Here is an 18,857-nt window from a genome sequence, read left to right on the forward strand (position 1 = left end):
CAGGGACCGGATTTCAAAGGTCAGAGGGTGAAAATACGCGTTCCCGGAATACTGAGCGCAAAATCGGCACCGAAGATTTTCGCCGGCGTCTGAAATCCGGGTTGGCCGGCGCCGGTAAGTACCCGTTTCGCGGCTTCGACGGCAGCGAGCGGCGTATAGGAATAGCCATTGACCGTCTCGATGACGGCATAATGGCTATCGCCGCCGGCGCCCGTGATTTCCACCGCCGCGCGGGCGGGATTGGCTGCGCGCTCTTGCGGCGAGGGGCCATCGGGCAAGCGGGTTAAGTCCCCTGAAGGAAAGGCGTCGCCGCTAACGTGGACATACATTTCAATGTTGGGGATGCCGGTTGAATGCCAGGCAGTGACAAGATCGCCGAAAGAAAGCGGCATGCATGCTACTTTCCCCGCGCCAAAATCGAAAAAGTCGGTTTCCGCCTGTGTTTTGGTCATCAGCGACCCGTTAACCCTGGCCAGCAGGCCAGCGCTGATAATTTCCCCGGCGCTCACCGCCGATCCGCGCGACATGGCGCCCGCCACCTGAAGCGCGATTCTCAGCCGTACCGGTTCGCGGACCTTTACCGCAAGCGTCGCCGCGAGACAGTCGGTCGGCACCACATCCCAGCCCACGCCGGGCAGCAGCATGCTCCCGGTCCCGGCAGCCAGGTCATGCAGTGACTCCGCCAGCCGGTAGACATTGATTTCAGCGGTGATGTCCAGGTAATGGATTCCGCGTTGTATACAGGCCCTCATCAATGGTTCCGCCGTGCTGGCAAAGGGCCCGGCACAGTTCAGCACCACGCTTATGCCGTCCAGGCTGCGGGAGAGGGCCTCGCCGTGTTGTAACGCAAAGGCGGCGGCGCCGACGTTTAATATCTGAGCCAACTCAGCCAGTTTTTCTTTATTTCTGCCGGCAATGACAACGTCAAGACCGGCTGCTTTTGCCTGTTCGGCAATCATGCGCCCGGTATAACCGGTGGCGCCGTATATAAGTAATGTTTTCATGATGGGTTGTGCTGCCAACTTTTGTAGACGAATTCCAGGGTATAGCCGTCGGGATCGATAACACCGGCGGCATAATAGCGGGGATCATAATAAAGGTGCGCGCCCGGCGCGCCGTTGTCGGCGGCTCCCGCGCGCATTGCCGTAGCATAGGCCTCGTCAACCATGGCTTCACTCTCGGCGACGAAACCGACATGCGTGCTACCGCCGGCGGCGGTCCCCGCGCGCAGCCAGAAAAAAATACGCCCGTTCGCGCCAAAACCCTTGAGATCGGGATGCCCCGGCGGTCCGTCGCGGCCGTCATAGTCCACTCGCGTCCTAATGCCGAGCGGCGCCAATGCCGCGGTGTAAAACGCCACCGAACGATCGAGGTCGCTCACCGATAAAAAGATATGATCGAGCATGAAATCTCCTCAAACCATTAAATATGGTAGCCGCCGGCGGCGTCGGCATGATGATGGCAGGTGAGTATCACACCCATGCCGCGCGCCGCGCACTGGATTGCCGTACTGGCGCCGATACCGCCGCTTCCGCCCGTTATAAGAATAACTTTCATGATGTTTCCTCTCTCTTTGCCAGCCATGACGTGAGAGTAAAGGAAGGATGGAACACGCGCTTCCGTGTTCCTGCTCGATTCTTACCTGTTTCTGCTTTATGCTCTTTTTAAACACAGATGCCGAGGATGTGGGACATGGCGTTGCAATCCCAGCTTGACGAGCTGTGCGGCCTGGCCGCACATGCCAGTCACTGGCGCACGGAAACCGGCATTCCACGCGTGGCGATGGTGCAGGGGAATGTTCCGCCAGCGGCGCTTGCCGCGGTATATGAGCCCATGGTCAACCTGATCCTCAGGGGAAGCAAAACGATGACGGTGGGAGAACGGGTCTTTAACTATGACCCGGCCTCGTATTTTGTAATGTCGGTTGATTTACCCGCGGTGGGCGCGGTTCATCCGTCCGCGACGGGGGAGCCCTATCTGGCCGTGAGCCTGACCATAGAACCGCAGCGTGTCGCCGCCTTGCTGGATGATTTACCGCCCTCGGCCCTGAAAAACAGGCCGGAAGGCGGTTTTTCCGTCGCCTCCGTGACGGCGGAACTTCTTGATGCCTGGGTCAGAATGCTGCGCCTGATGACCACCCCTGACGACATTGCCGCGCTGGCCCCGGGCTATGAACGGGAAATTCTTTACCATGTGCTTAAGGGACCGCATGGCTGGATGCTGAGGGACATCGCCTCGCCGGGCACCATGCTGGCCCGTATCGGCAATGCCATCCGCTGGTTAAGGCATAATTTCGCCGAAGAGTTTATCGTTGCGTCATTAGCCGAGCGGGAGGCGATGAGCGTCTCGGCTTTTCATCGCCATTTTAAAGCCGTCACGGCCATGAGTCCGTTACAGTATCAAAAGCGCGTGCGGCTGCTTCATGCCAGGACGATGTTATTAGGCAGGCAACAGAGCGTCACCTTTGTTGCGCAGGAAGTGGGCTACAAAAGCGTTCCCCAGTTCAACAGGGATTACGCCCGCATCTTCGGCCTGCCGCCCCTGAAGGATGTGGCCCAGTTGCGCAAGGTTATCCATGTGCGCGAGAACCATTAGGGAAAACAGACATTCTGCAATAGCGCCCCGAATAGCGGCAAAAGAGCAACAATGCCCTCGGCAAATAAAAACCATCAATAGCCAGCCCTTCTATGAAAGTGACCCCGGCAACGGCGAATCAGGCAGGGCCTGATTCGCCTGCTTGCATTTTCAACGGCACTACGGGATTCTAATCGGCGCTGGATGACGTTTTGGAGAAATCATGGCAAATCACTATCGCGACATTTTGGCCACCCCCGGCGTCGTGGGCTTGGCCGTCGCGGGTTCCATTGTCCGCCTGCCGCAGGCGATGGTAGGCATCGGTATCATTACGATGTTGGTGCAGCAGCGGGGGCTTTACTGGCTGGCCGGCTCGGTGGCGGCCACCTTTACGCTGGCGAACGCGCTTATCGGCCCCCAGGTATCGAAACGCATTGATCAACACGGCCAAAGCCGGGTACTGCCCATTGTTACCGCCTTCAGTATCACTATGCTGCTGGCGCTGATGATTGCCGCCCATATGGCGGCGCCCGCTCCGCTGCTGTTTATCCTTGCCGCACTGGCCGGTACGATGCCGAACATGCCCGCCATGATAAGGGCGCGCTGGACGGGGCTGTTTCGCGGCAAACCGCAATTACACACCGCCTTTTCCCTTGATTCGGTGCTAACGGAACTGGCCTATATTGTCGGCCCGCCGTTGGCCATCGGCCTGAGCACCGGCCTTTTCGCCGAAGCCGGACCTCTTGCCGCCGTCTTGCTGTTGGCGGTGGGCATGACGGCCTTTCTTTTGCAGCGGCGCACGGAGCCGAAGGCGACGATGAGCGACGGCAAGAGCGGGATCTCGACACTGCGCTTCCCCGGCCTGCGTATCATCGTGCTGGCGCTGCTGGCGATGGGCGTGATTGGCGGCTCCATCGATGTGGCCGTCGTTGCCTTCGCCAACGCGCAAGGCTGGCCGACGGCCGCCAGTTTCATCCTCGCGGCCTACGCATTCGGTTCGATGACCGCCGGCCTGGCGTTCGGCGCGTTAAGGACTGCCATAGCGATTGACAGGCAATTCCTTATTGGAATACTGGCGACGGCGCTCACGGCCGTATTGCCCATTCTTTCCCCGGATGTCTATATCATGATGGCAATGATCTTTGTGGCGGGCATGTCCTTCGCGCCGACGATGGTCATCGTCCTGAATCTCGGCACCATTATTTTGCCGCCGTCCAGGCTCACCGAAGGCCTGACCTGGATGACGACGGGCATCAGCGTCGGCGTCGCGCTCGGCGGCGCGCTGGCCGGCCAGATCGTCGACGCCTATGGCGCGCGGGCAGGATTCAGCGTGGCCGTTGCCGCGGGGCTGGTTATGGTGGTCGTCGTGCTGTCCGGCCTGGGCACGCTACGTGCCGCCTCCGCCACGCATGCCAGGCTGACCTTCCCCTGCGGATGACAGCCGCGCATAGCGTGTCGGCGCCATCCCGACGTGGCGCGTGAACGCCACGCTGAAAGTACTTGCGGAGCTGTAGCCGACGCGCTCCGCAATCTGGGCAATGCTGCCCTGCTCACGGCGCAACAGATCCTTGGCGATCGCCATGCGCCAGTTAAGCAGATATTCCATCGGCGTCACGCCCACGGCGCGGCTGAACCGCTCAAAGAACGCCGAGCGCGAAAGCGCCGCCGCCTTCGCCAGCTCCGCCACCGTCCAGGGATATGTCGGGCGCTCATGCATCGCCCGGATCGAGACCGCGAGGCGGCAGTCGGTCAGGCCATGCACCAGGCCGGGAGACGCCGCCGTGCCCGCGGTCGATCGCAGCGCTTCAATAAGCAGCACCTCGATCAGGCGCGCCAGCACCACCTCGCGCGCCGGGCGTTGCTCGCGCGTTTCCTCGCTCACGAGTTGCACGAGGGTGGCCAACCGCGGCTCGCCGCGCACGTGCATCAGCTGCGGCAGCAGCGAAACCAGCAAGGCCGCGTCCGGCGAGCCAAAGCTGCAATGGCCCGCCAGCATGCGCAGGTCGGCCGGGCCTTCCTCGCGGCCAATCCTGAACCGGCCCGCGCCCAGCTCGACGGGCAGCGTCTCGGTGCCGGCCGGTGGCGGCACGGCGCTGGACATCGCCACGCCGTAGGCCGAGGGGATGAGGGCGAAGTCGCCCGATTGCAGCGCGATCGGCGCATGCCCGTCCACCGCGAGGCGGCACGCGCCCTCAAGGATCACGCAATAGAACGGCTCGCCGGCGGCCGTACGACTGATGGCCCAGGGCCCGGCGCCGACGACCACCTTCGCGAACCCGGCGCCCGGCTGCAGCAAGGTCACGACCTCGGCGAGCGGATCGATCATATCGGACTCCTGCAAATGAAATATGGACTTTTGATTGTAGCGAGTACGATCCCCAGCGTCTATTATCGGGACATCGCCACCCACTCAGTAAGGAGTTTTTATGAAGACAGTCCTGATCACCGGTTGTTCGTCCGGTTTCGGCCTCGAAATCGCCCGCCATTTCCTCGACCAGGGCTGGCGGGTTATCGCCACCATGCGCACACCGCGCGAAGATATCCTGCCGCCTTCCGAACACCTGCGCGTACTTGCCCTTGACGTCACCGATCCAGAGAGTATTCGCGGGGCCGTGGCGACTGCCGGGCCGATTGACGTACTGGTCAATAATGCGGGCGTCGGCGCGGCGGCGCCCCTGGAAAGCATGCCGATGGCGACGGTGCGTGAAATCTTCGAGACCAACACTTTCGGCACGATGGCCTTGACCCAGGCGGTGCTGCCGCAATTCAGACAACGCAAGAGCGGCGTCGTCGTCAACGTTACGTCGAGCGTCACTTATAAGGCGCTGCCGCTGCTCAGCGCTTACCGGGCGAGCAAGGCGGCGGTAAATGCGTTCACCGAGTCGCTGGCCGCGGAGGTCGAACAATTTGGCGTGCGCGCCCATCTGGTGCTGCCGGGCCGATCGCCCGAAACCCGTTTCGCCGATAACGCGCAGCCCCATACGGAGGGCCTTGACCACGAGGCCTATGCCGAGCTGGTGAAAAACCTGTTCGCGTCGTTCGGCGAGTCCGGCCCAATCACCTATGCACAGGATGTGGCGCAGGCGGTATGGCGCGCGGCGACCGATCCCGCCAGTCCAATGCGTATCCCGGCGGGCGCCGATGCCATACTCTGGGCCGCTGAACAGTAACCAGATGGCCGAAACGAAAGCGCGTTGGCGCCATCCGGCCATAGGTTGCAGTATCTGAGGCTTTGGCAGCGCAGAAAAATAAACAGGCCGCCCGGATGATAAGCATTTCTGTGGCGAGCCCAGCTTGCGCGAAAACAACGGCCGGGCATGTTATAGATTATCAACGGCGGGCAGAACGTTCACCCGCCGTTACGCTATGGGCCCCTTACAGCGGACGCTGACGCTCGGTCACCGGGCGGGGCTGCGTGCGGCGCCCTACCATGCCCATGACCCCGGCCAGAACCGCTTCGACAATTAACATAAAGAAGGTGAACCAGCTGGCTTTAGCGGTAGCGGCCGCCGCTTTATCACCCGCTTCACGGGCTTTTTGCTCCGCCTGCTGTTTCAGCTCTTCATATTTTGCGCGGGCTTGCTGATAACTTTTTTCCGTCTGATCGACAATCTGCTCCGCTTCCTGATCGCTTTTACCGGTTCGCGCTTTAATGATGTTTTTCAGCGCATCGCGATCGGCGGCCTGGAAGGTGGTTTCATTGCGCTGGATCAGCCCCTGAATAAATTGAGCGACATCAGTATCGGCTGTCTGCGGATGATTAGCGGTATCAGACGCCTGATTTTGGGCATTATTAGCCTCGCCCTGGGCTTTATTTTGCAGATTCTCCGGCTGAAGCTCCGGTTTACCCGTCTGGCGCAGTGTCGTTTCAAGTTCATTTTGCACGCTGTCGAGATTAATATTATTTTCCGCCAGCTTATCTTTCGCCATTTGTGTTACCGAAGGCGCGGCGGCGGATATTCCACTGCCGATGGTTTGCAAACCGGTGCCGGCAATACTCATGGCGCCGCTCATGGCGTTATTCAACACGACCAGAAGGAACCAGGCGCAAATCAAGGTATTCACACCGAACATCAATAAACCATGCAGCGCCCCTTCGCGCTGGGCCAGACGCCCGCTGGCATAGGCGCCCGCCGCGATAGCAATAAGCATGCTGGCTCCGGTCCAGATGGCCGCGCCGGTGCCCAGGCCGTCAAAGGGGTTATTTTCTTTCAAGGGATCTATGGTGCTGGCGCCGACGGCCGTACCCAGTATGGCCAACAGTAAATAGACCACCATCGAAATAATGACACCAGCGAAAATGGCACTCCACGAAATACGTTTCAACGGGACACCGGTTACCGGCTCAACCCATGTCTCATGGTAATTATCGGATGTAGTGATTGGTCTTTCGCTCATGTGAAAATCTCCCTTTATCGCTAAACTTCTCATGGTGTAATCGCAGTTCAGATTGAGCAGAATCCTGCGTTCGCCCGCCAATGATTGCCTTTTTTTGACAACCTAACATTAGCTTTTTTAATGTTAGTCATATAATGGCAAATGCACCAACAAATCTTTACATAACTTAACCAAAGCAGGAATTGTTGATAAAAACAGCGTTAATTACTGTCCACGGTCAAATGGCCGCACGCCCCTTGTGTAGGATACATGTTATTAATCAATTGATTACTTTGAATTACACGAACCGGTTGCCGATGTGGCCAAATAATCCAGCCTGACGACACCGCGGGTTTGTTAGCCATAGCGCTGATTTTTAAGCCCGTCCGGCAGTAATGAAGGACAATGCCGCCAGGTTTACAGACGGCGGATACATAAGTTTTTAACGCCGCCCCGCCAGGGCGGCGGGTTAGGCGTCAGGGCGCCAAACTACCCGGGCCAGACCGATGACTCAGCCGCGGGCAGCGAAGCGCCGCTGATGGGAATTTACTTATGCAAGCCGGGGGATTTATCGCTGGCAAAACGGTTCGCGTCATTTTTTTCTACATCGACTTCCTGGCGGCGCACCGTATCCCTTACCGTTTCCACGCGTTCGTTCACTTCGCTGCGAATCGCCGCCTCTTCCCTTACCCGCGCCGTTTTATTCACCACAGGCTCCTCATGGGATTCCTCGATATCAATGGTTTTTTCCGACCAGTCGACATCGCTCAGATACACCGGTTCGTCCACCGCGCGCAGGACAACATCCGCATGCTGGTCATATAACGAGATATCCTCGGCCACTTCATCTTCAATGGTATAACGGCGCACGCGTACCGTACCGTCGCTGACCTGATGCTTACCGATCTCCACCTGCTCCTCAGCCAGCTTCAGGGACTCGCGGTTTTCCGTTTCCAGCGCCCCGCCGGTCGCCACCGGGGGGATGGTGACGGCCGCGCCCGTGTCCACGCCGGCGCTCGCCGTACGGCCATAAACCGCGCCGGTATCGCCTGGCAGCCCGCGATTGTAGGCCGGGGTATCCGTGTTGCCGGAAGAAACGTAATCATCCGCCAACTGATCCAGCAGCGTTTCTATCCGGTCGGCATCTTCTTTCGGCACACGCACCGTCAGCAGAACCCCGCCGGTTTGCACGGCCCGGGTATATTCAGTGGCATAATCATCATCGACATCATCGCCAAACAATCGCTGCCAGAAGCTGGGATGGCGAATTTCCTTGTCTTTTACCCGCAGTCTTTCACCAGAAATGATATCGATATTATGTTCCGCAATACCTTCTGCGATCAGTTTCTCTTTCGCCACTTGCGCCTGCTGTAACGCCTTAAAAGCGGTCACTATTTTTTCATGGGCCATAGTAGAATCCTCCTCTTGCTTGGGTTTACGGTTATCGTTCTTCTTCATCATCTTTGATAATATTTATTTCCTGACGGCGTACATTTACCTTTTCCTGAAAAGGCGTCTCCTTTTTCAGTTTCCGTATATGCACTTCTTCTTTAAGAATATAGCGGCGGATAATTTCAACCCGCTCCTCAATAACAGGAATAATCATGATATCGCCTTCCTGCCGGATCGGCGGGAACCTGCCTTCTTCCAGTTCTTCATTTTTAGCAATATGCTCTATATCTATTTGTTCCTGATATAATTCCGCTGCCAGCAGTTGTTCTTCCGAGTGGGTGGTGCGCGTCACGCGCAACCGGCGGTCCACCACTCTGGCAATGTTTAATTCGGCATGTTCTTCCGCCAGCGGAATAATCTTATTATCATTATCCTGGCGGTCAGAGTCCGGGGCATTTTTGTTATCCATATCTGCTCCTGAGGCGGCGCCGAAGTTTAACTTCAACATACTTAGAATTTATTAATTAGCATGAGATTATAAAAGCATTATTGCTATTTTACTGAATGATTAAAATCATTAATGTGATAGTTATAAGCATAGTTTATTCTTTAGAAAATAATGGAACGCAGCGGGTACAATTGTAAAAAAGTATTAAACTCCTGTGATTTAAACTATTAAGCAGCCTCTCCAGGATAAAAAAGCAGCAGGTTTTCTACGCCGGCGGCAAGGGACGGGGGAGCGATCGGGCCGTTAAGCGGTGGCCTCTAAAACGGGCAACCGTTGAGAGACCGGAGGAGGGGGTTATGCGGCCTACCGTGCCTTTTGGGAGACATTCCTGCCCGCATGGGGTTCGAGCTTGGCGATATCCCATAATGCCAGGGCGGTAATTAACGCGATAACCACAAATCCCAGCCGGAAAGCCATGCCCGGCGCGGGCGGTAACGCCAGAATCTCCGTTAACCATGCGCCAGCCCGGATACACAACGCCCCGAGGGTCACGCCAAGACCGCTTGCCAACTGCAGCGACGTGCTGAACAGCGTATTGGCGGAGCTCATTTCCTGCGGCGGAACATCCGCAAAAGCCAGCGAGCTGATGCCGGTAAATTGCATTGAGCGGCTCAGCCCGCCCCAGAACAAGAGAACCAGGGTCATCATCTTTGGCGACTCGGGCGTCAGGAACGCGCAAAACAGTAGCGACAGCACGCACATCACGCCATTGCCCAGCAGCAGTTTTTTGAAACCGAAGTAGCGAATCAGGGGCGTGGTGGCCGGTTTCATCGCCAGGTTGCCGGCAAATACCGCCAGTACCAGCGAGCCGGCATGGAACGCGTCCAGGCCAAAGCCGACCTGGAACATCAGCGGCAGCATAAAGGGCGCCGAGCTGATAGTGGCGCGTAACACGAAGCCGCCCCGCATGGTAATGCGAAACGTCGGCACCGACAGCGGCCGCAGCCGGATCAAAGGCGCCCTGGCGCGCAGCAGGTGCCTGATAGCCCAGGCCAGCGTTAACAGGCCGGTCACGATTAAAGCAACGGCATTAACGGGGCTAATGTTTTCCTGGCTGAACATTTCCAGCCCGGCCACCAGGCACAGCATGGTAATGCCTAATGAAAAAAAACCTATAACATCAAAAGGCTGCTTTTCTTCCGGCGTCTTGTTCGGCATCATGATCCACGCCAGGGTGATCGCGATGGCGCCCAGAGGCACATTGAGGAAAAAGATCCAGTGCCAGCTTGCATAGGTGGTGATAAATCCCCCGAGCGGCGGGCCGATGATGGGGGCCACCAACGCCGGCCAGGTCAGGGTGGCGATGGCTTTGATAAGCTGATCTTTGGGCGTGGTGCGCAATACCACCAGACGCCCCACAGGCACCATCATGGCGCCGCCGATACCCTGTAAAATACGCATCAGCACAAATTGCGTGACGGTATGCGTTAATCCGCACAATAGCGACGAGACAGTGAAGATAAGCAACGCCAGGCTGAAAACATTCCGTGCGCCAAAGCGCTCGGCTACCCAGCCGCTGGCGGGGATCAACACGGCCAGCGTCAGGAGATAGGCACTGATGCCGATATTAAGATCGATGGCCGATACGCCGAATGCCTTCGCCATATCGGGTAATGCGGTTGCAATCACGGTTCCGTCAAGAAATTCCATAAAAAAGGCGCTGGCAACCAAGAGCGCCATTCCTGAGATACGTGACGAACCGGCGTCCTGTTTGGGCGTATCTTCAGAATTTGAATCAGATAAAGCCATAAAACGCCCTTTGCCTTAACGGAAACAATGTAGCCACTATAAAGGTATGATAACTCTGAAAAGATGTTATACCAGCCCGCCTGAATATTCGAGCGGTTTTGTCAGCTAATTTTCATAGGGGGTTAAAACAAAAATACGATCGACCCGACCGGAAAGTGAATATAACGCATGGCAATCAATGTGGGTAATGGCGAAAAATACAGGCGGAGAACTCCCCAGGCACGCGCGTTGCAAAGATAAAAAAAAGCGGCAAACGCGCGGCCTGAAATTAGCATTACAGCGCCTTGCGCAGCGTAATATTGATGCGGTGGGATCCCACCAGCGGATGAAAACCTTCCTTAACCGGCAGGATGCCGTGATAATTCAGCCGGGACGGCCCGCCCCATACCACCACATCGCCATGGGCCAGCGGGATACGCTGGGCGCGGTCGCTGCGCTGCAGGCCGCCGAATTGAAAGACGGCGGGCAGGCCGAGCGAAACCGAGACGATGGGCGCGCCAAAGTCATGTTCGTCCTTATCCTGGTGCAGGGAGAGCTTGCTGCCCGGATCGTAGCGGTTCATCAGGCAGGAATCCGGCACGTAGCGGCCAAAACCGGCCGCTACGGCGGCTTCATCCGCCAGCGCCATCAGGATAGCAGGGATGGGCGGCCAGGGCTTGCCGGTCCGGGAATCCCGCTCTGAATAACGGTAGCCGCGCCTGTCGCTGGTCCAGCCATTGCCGCACCAGCTCATCGCCACCGACATCACATGGCCGCCCGGCGTGGTCATATGCCGCCACGGCACCTGCGCCACCACGCTATTGACCGCCGCCAGCAGCGCCGGGCCGTGGTCGCGGACAAATCCGTGCAGTACCACCGCGCCGGGGGCGATTGTTTCGTGCCACGGCGGCGGCGGCGCATCCTCGAACAGATCGATTGTCATCGGCTTACCCTGTATGTATACCCAGTATTTATTCTAGCCGCCGGACGCCAATTGTCCAGTATCATTGTCAGCGATCTGCGCGCAGCAAGCGTCTTGATGATCCGCCTTTTTATCACCCTCGGGTTCTTTCAATATCCTATCAATGATTAATATAATAAAAAAAAATTTCATCTGTGAATAAATAATCATTTATTACCCCTTGCAAAAAACGTTTTACGCCGCATTCCAAACCACCCGCCCTACTTCCGCTTGAACAAAGCGCAATATTCCCCCGCGTCAGCTCATCCTATTTTGCTTAAGTAGATATATTACCCTGCCTGATATTCGTCAGAATGCCCGCGATTGTTTCAAACGATTAATGAATTCCCTTCCGCTGCCGATAAAAAAATACCCGGCTGGAAATTTATTTAAGGGAGAAATGAATTGATGGCTTTTACCGCAGTTTATTTTTCTGATAGATAAGGTCATATCACGATGAGTCGTAACGGTATTACCCATATATTGCTGTCCGCCGGCCTGCTGGCGTCCATTTCCCCGGCGCTGGCCGCCGGCACCTGGAGCGAGGCGCGTAATGACGCCATGGGCGGCACCGGAGTGGCATCCTCTCATTACGGCGCGGCGGCGCTGGTGAATCCGGCGCTGTTGACCGGCTACGGCGAGGATGATGCTATCAGTATCATCCTCCCGGCCGTGGGCGTCAGGGTGTCGGATCCGGATAACCTGCAGGATGGGTTCGATAACGTACAGTCCTCTTGGGATAGATTAAAAGACGACGCCAACAAAGGCACGGGCTCGCCCGCCTCGATAAAAAGATTTGAGAACGCCCTGCGCGAGGTCTCCGGCGATAAAGGCAAGGCCGAAGCCGGAGTGAATGGCGTGATTGCCGTACCCAACCCGATCCTGCCCTTCGCCCTGGTCGCCAGGGATTGGGCAACGGCCAACGTCAAAGCCGATGTCAGCAATCGCGACCTGGCGTACCTCGACGCCGTCCAGGCGGGCTTGATCAGGCCGGTGCCGGCGGATCTGGACAAGCTGACGTCACGCGCCGAAGGGATGGGCGCGCTGGTGACGGAATACGGCGTGGCCATGGCCCTGCCATTCACCCTGAACGATCATGCTTTCTCGGTAGGCATTACGCCGAAGCTGCAGCGCGTCGCCACCTATAATTACAATGTCGCCATCAACCACTACGATAAAGCGGATTTTCGCAACGAGGAGTTCCGGCGCACGGAAAACGGGGCCAATATCGACCTGGGATTGTCCGCCAATATCACACCGGACTGGATTGCCGGCCTGGCCGCGCAGAACCTGGTGGCGCGCAGCGTCGAGACCAAAGAGGTAGACGGAGTGCGGGACAGTTTTAACATACGCCCGCAGATCACCGCCGGCACCTCCTGGAGCAACGGTTTTTTCACCAGCGCCATTGATATCGACCTGACCCCTGCCAGTGGTTTCTCGGCGCGGGAGAAAAACCAATACGCCGGCGTCGGCGCCGAAATCAACGCCTGGACATGGGTGCAATTGCGTGCCGGCTATCGCGCGGATATGCGTCATAGCGATAATAATGTCTTTACCACCGGCTTTGGCCTGTCGCCCTTTAATGTGGTTCATCTGGATGTGACCGGCCTGGTAGGTGAAGACCGCACCTATGGCGCGGTCGCGCAATTGAGTTATACCTTCTGATACCAGCCTGTCATCAAACGCATGGCATTACGGGCGCATTATCAGGCAAGGACGCAGCCCAGATCATCCCAGGCAAATGCAGCCGCTCAACAGAAAAGTGGCGGCAATTAAGCCCAGCAAGAATAGGTTGTTCATAACGTTTCTCCGGTAGTCTAAAAATAAAGGCCGTGCCCGGTCGCAACGCAGATCCGGGCCGGCCCTTATGCCTGGATCATGCTTATTGCAGCATGGCGGCCAGTTCGTCCGCGCCTTTATCAATCCCCACTTCGGCGGCGCTCAGCGCCCCGATGCTGGCGCTGACGTTCATGGCGTTCGGGTATTGCCTGGCGACAAAGGCGTTCAGCAGTTGATGGGTGTTGGCGTCATAAATTTCCACCGCGTAATTCACGGAACCGTTCATTAAGCCTTCCTTACCCCGGATGGACTGCACTATGTTATAGGGGCCTCCGCCGATATCGAATTTGGTGAAGGTGCCGATAAACGGCGTCGTGGTATCCGCCCCGGTTAACGTCAGTTTTAACCTGAGGGTATTGGCCGCCGGGGTGATAACTTCCCTAAACCGCGGCCTGAGCGCTGCGCTGAATTTATCTTGCATATAGTTGGCCAGCGCCAGACGGTCTTTCTGCGGCATATCGTCAAACTGGCCGTCCGCGCCCTGGTAGACAACCACCGGTTCGATAATGATATTGGTATATTTATTCCAATCGACCGGAACCGAATACCGGTAAGGGATGCGGTATGCCTTGTCGTCGGTGTTGGGCCGCAGCTGTGATGAGGAATCGATACCGGCGTACTGCACAGGCGGGTTTCCCGCGCAGCCGGCTAATAGCATGGTTAGCGTCAGCATTGCCGGACGATAGGCCTGGTAAAATGTGTACATGTCAGTAATCCTGTATAAAATGCCACCGATAATCGGACTGAAGGCGCGGTTAATAGGCCGTATGATCCTTACGGGTACGGTTTGGCGTGCCACCGGCCGGGGCTTTACAACGCCGGCCCCGGGAGGTACGGTACTGACACTCTCCTAAAGAGTACCGTACGGTTCAGTTTTGCATCATTAGCATTTATCTGTCAAGAAAATGTACAACCGGGTTTATTTATATTGCGGGAGTAACAATGAAAGTACGCACTAACGAGCGCCGCGAAGCGATTGTCGAGGCTGCCGCGCAGCTTTTTCAGGAGATGGGCTATGAGCGCGCATCAATGAACGAACTGGCAAAACGCCTGGGCGGTTCGAAAGCGACGCTCTATGGGTATTTTTCTTCTAAAGAGGAATTGTTTACCGCCGTCGTGCGCGCCTATGCCACCCAGCACCTGTCCGATGCCACCGTAGCATTGATGCTGGAAGAACGGCCCGATGAGCCGCTCAAAGCCAAACTGACGCGATTCGGCGAACGAATGTTGGCCGTGCTAACCAACGACGGCAGCGCGATCGCGGTGTATCGTATGGTGGTGGGCGAAGCGGGACATTCCGATATCGGTATGCTGTTTAATGATTCCGGACCGAGGGAGAGCATCGAAAAATTATCGGGCCTGCTGTCCACCGCCATGGACCGGGGCGAGCTGCGTCCCGGGGACGCCTATGTGAAAGCGCTGCAATTCACTTCATTGCTTACTGCCGAGATCCAGCACCGCATCTTTCAACGCCATTTACAGCCGGTAAGCCTGACCCGCATCCAGCAAATGGTTGGCTGCGCGGTCAATATGTTCCTTACCGGCGCCGGGACGTTTCCGGCGCCAAAAGGCGGCAAGTGAGCGGGAAATGCGCCGGCCAGGGGTGGGGCCGGCGCACTTCTTTATTATCGCGCCTGCCGGGGGAGAGTTCCCCCAGGCGGCGTCATGTCCCGCCGATCAGTATTTCACCATTTCAATCCAGTTGGCCCCTTTGCCCACCGGGTACCGGCCAAGGCTTTCCAGCGCGCCGCTCGCTTTATCAATGCGATAGACGCTCATTTGCGGCGACAGCTGCCCCACCGCCAGCAAATACTGACCCGAGGGATCGATATTGAACCCGCGCGGCTGCTTTTCGGTAGGCCAGGTTCCTATGCGGGTGAGCCGGCCTGATTTTTTATCCACGCGGTAAGCCGCCAGGGTGCTTGACGTCCGCTCGGAGGCAAACAGGAAATGGCCGTCGGGGGTTAAATGCAGGTCCGCGCCCCAGGGTTTATCGCCGCTGAAATCCGCCGGCAGGATCGATATCGTCTGCACCGGTTTCACCCGGTCGTTGTTCTGGTTGAACGCCAGCACATGCAGTTTGCCGTCCAGTTCATCGATAAGATAGGTAAACCGTTTATCCGGTGAAAAGACAAAATGGCGGGGACCGGATTTGGCCGGCAGCGTATAGGCGGGCGCCTGGTCCTGGGTCAGTTGCCCGGTCTTGGCGTCCAGCCGCAGGCGCAGCCAGGCGTCGGCGCCCAGCACCGAGGCGAATACATAGCGATTATCCGGCGCGCTCCTGATGGCGTGCGCCATGGGACCGGTCTTGATAATCTGCCGGACATCCCCCGCCAGGCCGTCCTGATTGATGGCGTTAACCGCCAGCAGGTTGCCGCCATAAGACGCGGAAAACAGCCAGCGGCCGGTGCGGTCGGTGGCAATATACGCCATGCTTTCCGCCAGCGGCGCCGCCTGGCGCTGGGTCAGGCGGCCGTCGGCCGGATTAATGGCCAGGCTCAGTACCTGATAGGGTTTGGAGCGCAGCCCGGCATACAGATGCTGTTTATCGGGGGACAATGCCAGGGGCATTACGGTGCCCCCCACCGCCAGGGTTTGCACCGGCGTGAGCGCGCCGTCGGCCTCGTTCAGGCTAAAGACGGAGATATCGGCGCTGTCGGCGTTGGAAACATAGGCATAGGTCGCGGCATGGGCGGCGCCGGCCAAGGTGGTCGTTAATGCCGCCAGCAGCAGCAGGCTGAGTGGGGTACGTCGGTTACAGGTTATTTTCATTATTATATTAATCCATTGATTATTTTATTTATGGAAAATAAGTATAAATAACCCCTATTCCGGCGACAGCTGTCGGCCGCACAGGATTTATCCACGGCGCGGCGGAATTTTTGGGCAGGTGAATAACCTGATGAGAAATGAATCACATAATCGCCCACCGCCGGTCCGGCGCTAGGCTCCCCGGCGCCGGCGCAGGTAACGAATCAACCGCGGCAGCAGCCAAAACAGCGCCAGCAGCGCCGCCAGCAAAAACAGGTATTTCAGGTGATGATCCACCTTCTGCAACCATGGCGCGATAATCCTGCCGCCCGCATAACCCAGGCTGACAAAAATCAGCGCCCAGAGAACAGAGCCGAGGATATTGAGGGGAATAAATTTTTTCGGATCGAGCCTGCTGGCCCCAATCATCAGCGGTCCGATCAGGCGAAAGCCATACATAAAACGCACGCCCACCACAAACCACAGCGGATATTTCAAAATTAACTGATTGGCCCGGGCGATATTCGGCTGGGCTTTTTTAAACCGGCGCAATACCCGCTTACCGAACCGGCGACCGATAAAATACAACGCCAGATCACCCACGCTGCCGCCCAGGGCGGCCACCGCCACCGCCGCCGGATAATGCAACAGGCCCTCATGCGCCGCCACGCCGCCCAGCAACGTGACCGTTTCGCCCTCCGCCAGGCAGCCGATAAACAGCGCCCAATAACCGTAGACGGAAATAAAATGCGTGATATCCATTGGCGTCAGCGTCCCTTCAGCTTAAAAATGTCAGGCGATCCTGTCGATTCAGGTAACGTTTCTTAAGCATAGACCTTATCGCCGCCTGCCACGACCAGGATTGACGGGACCCGTCCGCCCTCTTGGCGCGCCGTAGGTTAATACGTAGCCCGGGAGACCGTTTTGGGTTTAAAATAGCCTGTGTTCCCCTATCCCGATAAAACAGGTTCCTTATGGCTTTTATTCCAAAAAACTACGCCAGGCTTGAAACCGGCTATCGCGAAAAAGCGCTGAAGCTATTTCCCTGGGTCTGCGGCCGCTGCTCGCGGGAGTTTGTCTATTCCAACCTGCGCGAGCTGACGGTGCATCATATCGATCACGATCACAGCAATAATCCCGAGGACGGCAGCAATTGGGAAATGCTCTGCCTGTATTGCCACGATCATGAGCATTCCAAATATACCGAAGCGGATCTGTATGGCTCGACGGTGATCGCGGGCGAGGATGCGCAAAAAGACATGGGCGTGGCAACCCACAATCCTTTTGCCAATTTAAAGTCCTTGATGAAAAAATAATCTCTGATGCTCATTTCTCATCGAACCAATCGCGGTTCTGCCGCGAAATCGGCGTAATGGAAAAGATCAGCTCCTGGAGATGGTCGCGCATGGCCTGCTCGGCGGCATCGGCATCGCGCGCCTTGACGCCGTTGAAGATTTTGTAATGCTGGCTGATTAACCCCTGCGGCGGCGAGACCTGGCCCAGGCTGAGAAAACGCACCCGATCCATGGTGGCCTTAATGGATTCAATAATATCCCAGGCCAGCGGACAATCGGCTATTTCCGTCAGCAACCGGTGGAAATCATCGTCGAGGCCGAAAAATTCCCGCGCCTGCTGATTTTGCGCCGCCAATTCCTGACGATGCAAATTATGCTCAAGCAGCATGATTTGACGTTCGGTAATATTAAGCGCGGCGCGGCGTACGATGGCGCATTCCATGGCCTGGCGGAGAAAACGCGCGTCCGCCACCCGTTTGGCGGAAATCCGCATCACAAAAGTGCCGCGCTGGGGCAGGATCTGCACCAGCCCCGCTTCGGCCAGTTTAATAAACGCTTCCCTTACCGGCTGGCGCGACACGGTGAAACGGGCGGCGATGTCCTTTTCCGATAACAGCTTGCCCGGCTCAATGACACACTCGACGATATCCTTGCGCAGCAGGCGATAAATTTGTTGATTTACCGGCTCGTTGTTATTAAACGGTAACGGTGTATCCATGCGGGGAAATTAACCCTGTTTAATTATCATGGCGGATATAGTACATGCTCCGCCATGGCAATAGCCATAGGCGCCTGCGCCAAGGGCCGCCGCTTAACGGATACTCATCACATCCGTCGCGCAGTGCAGATAACCGTTCATGGCGGTTTTCCATAAGGGGTCGGTGTTGGCCGGCATCGCCGCCCCCGCTCCCGTGCCCGTGGGCTGCATAACGTACTGCGGGAAATACACCGGCTTGCCGATGGCGTCGACCTGCCGGCACAGGGCGGCAAGCTGCTGTCTGTTGCCTAATGTGCCGTTGGCGGATTGCCAAAACAGCTGCTGCTGGTTGGCGTTGATCATTTTCAACGCCTCGCCCAGCATGGAGGAGTGCGCCTGCCTGGCGGCGTCGGTGTCGAGGCGCAGCGCGTCGAAATAGGAGTAGGTGCCGGCCATGGCGAATAAAAATACCGCGTCGGCTTGTCGTCCCGCTTTAATACAGCTGACCATCCCCTGATACAAAACCGGCGGCGTAAGGGTGGGATTGATGGCGGAGGCACCCAGGCAGCCCGGGCTGGCTACCTGCGCCAGATAGGCGCTCTGCGCCGACTTGCCCGGCGCGCCTGGGCGGGGGGAGGTGGCGCAGCCGGAGGCCAGCAGCGCCAGCACCATCGTTATCATTATTGTTGGTTTCATCTTATGCTCATTATTTGATGATAGCGAAACAGGGTAAAT

At 57.3% G+C, this 18,857-nt stretch carries 20 protein-coding genes; 6 read left to right on the top strand and 14 right to left on the bottom strand.

Going from position 1 to position 18,857, the window contains the following annotated elements:
- Positions 1-20: 20 nt before the first annotated feature.
- From ACL2XN_RS14020 to ACL2XN_RS14030, 3 genes are read right to left on the bottom strand one after another with little or no spacing between them, the layout of a single operon-like run.
- Positions 21-1,004 (bottom strand): saccharopine dehydrogenase family protein, encoded by a 984-nt coding sequence (locus tag ACL2XN_RS14020; RefSeq protein WP_413728913.1) that lies wholly within the window; start codon positions 1,002-1,004, stop codon positions 21-23.
- Positions 1,001-1,405: a VOC family protein gene (locus ACL2XN_RS14025; RefSeq protein ID WP_413728914.1), complete on the bottom strand. Its 405-nt coding sequence runs from the start codon at positions 1,403-1,405 to the stop codon at positions 1,001-1,003. The genes ACL2XN_RS14020 and ACL2XN_RS14025 overlap by 4 nt, the downstream gene beginning before the upstream one ends.
- A gap of 17 nt (positions 1,406-1,422) precedes the next feature.
- On the bottom strand, positions 1,423-1,557 hold the full coding sequence (locus tag ACL2XN_RS14030; protein WP_413728915.1) for an SDR family NAD(P)-dependent oxidoreductase: 135 nt from the start codon (positions 1,555-1,557) through the stop codon (positions 1,423-1,425).
- Positions 1,558-1,692: 135 nt separating this feature from the next.
- On the opposite strand from ACL2XN_RS14030, the gene ACL2XN_RS14035 reads away from it, so the two are divergent.
- Together ACL2XN_RS14035 and ACL2XN_RS14040 are read left to right on the top strand one after the other, a co-directional pair.
- On the top strand, positions 1,693-2,595 hold the full coding sequence (locus ACL2XN_RS14035) for an AraC family transcriptional regulator N-terminal domain-containing protein (protein ID WP_410012198.1): 903 nt from the start codon (positions 1,693-1,695) through the stop codon (positions 2,593-2,595).
- A gap of 202 nt (positions 2,596-2,797) precedes the next feature.
- Positions 2,798-4,012 carry an MFS transporter gene (locus ACL2XN_RS14040; RefSeq protein WP_413728916.1) on the top strand — a complete coding sequence of 405 codons (1,215 nt, stop codon included), beginning with the start codon at positions 2,798-2,800 and terminating at the stop codon, positions 4,010-4,012.
- Here ACL2XN_RS14040 and ACL2XN_RS14045 read toward each other — a convergent pair.
- Positions 3,962-4,900 carry an AraC family transcriptional regulator gene (locus ACL2XN_RS14045; protein WP_413727214.1) on the bottom strand — a complete coding sequence of 313 codons (939 nt, stop codon included), beginning with the start codon at positions 4,898-4,900 and terminating at the stop codon, positions 3,962-3,964. The genes ACL2XN_RS14040 and ACL2XN_RS14045 overlap by 51 nt on opposite strands.
- A gap of 100 nt (positions 4,901-5,000) precedes the next feature.
- On the opposite strand from ACL2XN_RS14045, the gene ACL2XN_RS14050 reads away from it, so the two are divergent.
- Positions 5,001-5,744, top strand: coding sequence for an SDR family oxidoreductase (locus ACL2XN_RS14050; RefSeq protein WP_410012201.1), 744 nt, complete (start codon positions 5,001-5,003; stop codon positions 5,742-5,744).
- A gap of 205 nt (positions 5,745-5,949) precedes the next feature.
- On the opposite strand, the gene ACL2XN_RS14055 is transcribed toward ACL2XN_RS14050, so the two are convergent.
- The 5 genes from ACL2XN_RS14055 to alkB all read right to left on the bottom strand — a co-directional run bounded on the left by ACL2XN_RS14055 (position 5,950) and on the right by alkB (position 11,522).
- On the bottom strand, positions 5,950-6,972 hold the full coding sequence (locus tag ACL2XN_RS14055) for a hypothetical protein (RefSeq protein WP_410012202.1): 1,023 nt from the start codon (positions 6,970-6,972) through the stop codon (positions 5,950-5,952).
- A gap of 525 nt (positions 6,973-7,497) precedes the next feature.
- Complete coding sequence (locus ACL2XN_RS14060) at positions 7,498-8,361, bottom strand: YsnF/AvaK domain-containing protein (RefSeq protein WP_413728917.1); 864 nt, start codon at positions 8,359-8,361, stop codon at positions 7,498-7,500.
- A gap of 31 nt (positions 8,362-8,392) precedes the next feature.
- Positions 8,393-8,812 carry a DUF2382 domain-containing protein gene (locus ACL2XN_RS14065; RefSeq protein WP_413728918.1) on the bottom strand — a complete coding sequence of 140 codons (420 nt, stop codon included), beginning with the start codon at positions 8,810-8,812 and terminating at the stop codon, positions 8,393-8,395.
- Positions 8,813-9,154: 342 nt separating this feature from the next.
- Positions 9,155-10,600: an MFS transporter gene (locus tag ACL2XN_RS14070; protein ID WP_413728919.1), complete on the bottom strand. Its 1,446-nt coding sequence runs from the start codon at positions 10,598-10,600 to the stop codon at positions 9,155-9,157.
- A 274-nt stretch (positions 10,601-10,874) separates the two neighbouring features.
- Positions 10,875-11,522 carry a DNA oxidative demethylase AlkB gene (gene alkB / locus ACL2XN_RS14075; RefSeq protein WP_410012206.1) on the bottom strand — a complete coding sequence of 216 codons (648 nt, stop codon included), beginning with the start codon at positions 11,520-11,522 and terminating at the stop codon, positions 10,875-10,877.
- 474 nt (positions 11,523-11,996) lie between these two features.
- On the opposite strand from alkB, the gene ACL2XN_RS14080 reads away from it, so the two are divergent.
- On the top strand, positions 11,997-13,205 hold the full coding sequence (locus tag ACL2XN_RS14080; protein WP_410012207.1) for a conjugal transfer protein TraF: 1,209 nt from the start codon (positions 11,997-11,999) through the stop codon (positions 13,203-13,205).
- Positions 13,206-13,422: 217 nt separating this feature from the next.
- On the opposite strand, the gene ACL2XN_RS14085 is transcribed toward ACL2XN_RS14080, so the two are convergent.
- Positions 13,423-14,085, bottom strand: a complete 663-nt coding sequence (locus tag ACL2XN_RS14085; protein WP_410012208.1) for a DUF3313 domain-containing protein — start codon at positions 14,083-14,085, stop codon at positions 13,423-13,425.
- A gap of 236 nt (positions 14,086-14,321) precedes the next feature.
- On the opposite strand from ACL2XN_RS14085, the gene ACL2XN_RS14090 reads away from it, so the two are divergent.
- Entirely contained in the window at positions 14,322-14,960 is a 639-nt protein-coding gene (locus ACL2XN_RS14090; protein WP_410012209.1) for a TetR/AcrR family transcriptional regulator, read from the top strand.
- Positions 14,961-15,056: 96 nt separating this feature from the next.
- Here ACL2XN_RS14090 and ACL2XN_RS14095 read toward each other — a convergent pair whose 3' ends face one another.
- Both ACL2XN_RS14095 and ACL2XN_RS14100 read right to left on the bottom strand, forming a co-directional pair.
- The gene (locus tag ACL2XN_RS14095; protein ID WP_413728920.1) at positions 15,057-16,151 is read right to left on the bottom strand and encodes a lactonase family protein; all 1,095 of its coding nucleotides are present in this window, start codon (positions 16,149-16,151) and stop codon (positions 15,057-15,059) included.
- A 171-nt stretch (positions 16,152-16,322) separates the two neighbouring features.
- Positions 16,323-16,892: a DedA family protein gene (locus tag ACL2XN_RS14100; protein ID WP_410012211.1), complete on the bottom strand. Its 570-nt coding sequence runs from the start codon at positions 16,890-16,892 to the stop codon at positions 16,323-16,325.
- A gap of 212 nt (positions 16,893-17,104) precedes the next feature.
- On the opposite strand from ACL2XN_RS14100, the gene yajD reads away from it, so the two are divergent.
- Positions 17,105-17,446: an HNH nuclease YajD gene (yajD, locus tag ACL2XN_RS14105; RefSeq protein ID WP_410012212.1), complete on the top strand. Its 342-nt coding sequence runs from the start codon at positions 17,105-17,107 to the stop codon at positions 17,444-17,446.
- A gap of 10 nt (positions 17,447-17,456) precedes the next feature.
- Here the strand turns inward: yajD and ACL2XN_RS14110 are convergent, their stop codons facing one another.
- Both ACL2XN_RS14110 and ACL2XN_RS14115 read right to left on the bottom strand, forming a co-directional pair.
- Complete coding sequence (locus ACL2XN_RS14110; protein ID WP_410012213.1) at positions 17,457-18,143, bottom strand: GntR family transcriptional regulator; 687 nt, start codon at positions 18,141-18,143, stop codon at positions 17,457-17,459.
- 93 nt (positions 18,144-18,236) lie between these two features.
- Positions 18,237-18,818, bottom strand: coding sequence for a hypothetical protein (locus tag ACL2XN_RS14115; protein ID WP_413722050.1), 582 nt, complete (start codon positions 18,816-18,818; stop codon positions 18,237-18,239).
- Between the last annotated feature and the right edge of the window lie 39 nt (positions 18,819-18,857).

Source organism: Sodalis sp. RH22 (genome assembly GCF_047324165.1).
Lineage (GTDB): Bacteria > Pseudomonadota > Gammaproteobacteria > Enterobacterales > Enterobacteriaceae > Acerihabitans.